The sequence below is a fragment of the Ekhidna sp. ABH4_415 genome (genome assembly GCF_056161305.1).
The window spans coordinates 1-821 of the sequence record NZ_JBSWYW010000018.1; the positions used below are offsets into that span (position 1 = coordinate 1).

Annotated in this window: 1 protein-coding gene; it reads right to left on the reverse strand. The window is 44.6% G+C overall.

Annotated elements, in window-relative coordinates; all coding sequences use genetic code 11:
- Positions 1–252: 252 nt before the first annotated feature.
- Positions 253–821 (reverse strand): hypothetical protein (locus ACXAH9_RS17135; protein ID WP_474896075.1); only part of this gene is annotated, 569 nt, incomplete at its 5' end.

Below are 821 nucleotides of genomic sequence, written 5' to 3' on the forward strand. Positions count from 1 at the left end.
CTGAAAGTGGAATATAACGCTCAGCTAGCGGGCGGATGTCCCGAACTGAGCAATTTCTGATAAAACTAGCGAACCTGAACCACACGCACAAAACGGTCTATAAAAAGCTGCGTTAATCCAGATATCCGCCAGAACTGCAGGCAGTTCTTCAACGCACTGAAAGTAATAGAAGGGAAGGAGAGCGGTAAGTTCCTGCGATACTTGCTAGAAGCAGTTTGACATCTGCATCGCTAGCGCTTGTTGTGAGCTGTATTAGTTGAATTTCAGTGAGTTGACTTTCCAGTCTCCAGACTCTTTCTCTAGTTCGATGTTCACCCGAGTTCCTCCATTCGTTCCGTATGCGCTGAAGTCGAGGTTTGCTTGAGTTGAGCTGGTTGAACCTGCTACCAAAGTCCCTGCTCCACGAAATTCGCCGATTTGCTTCGTTAGTCGTTCATCTTCTTGAATCTTTGCAACAGCAACTTTAAATCCAGCAGAACTCTTCATTGCAGTTCCCCCGCCAATCACAATCAACATTCCAAAAGCACAACAGAAAGCCCAAAACTCCAATACGAAGTTGTTAAACATGAAGGCAAACAGTGCGTCAAAAGTTGATTTGTATTCGTGGGAGTTAAACGGATGAAGGATTGGTTTCCTTATTCTTAAAGGAATCCAAATTACTGTTCCAATGGCAAAAAGAACTGGGCCAAAAGTTGCACCGCGTCTGAGATAAGGAATTGCGTTTGCGTCTCCCACAGTTCCAGCTATAAAAAGTAGCAGTCCAGTCCAGATTAATGCCTTGTAGGTAGTTTTTAAGTTCATGGAGGTATGGCTCACAACGC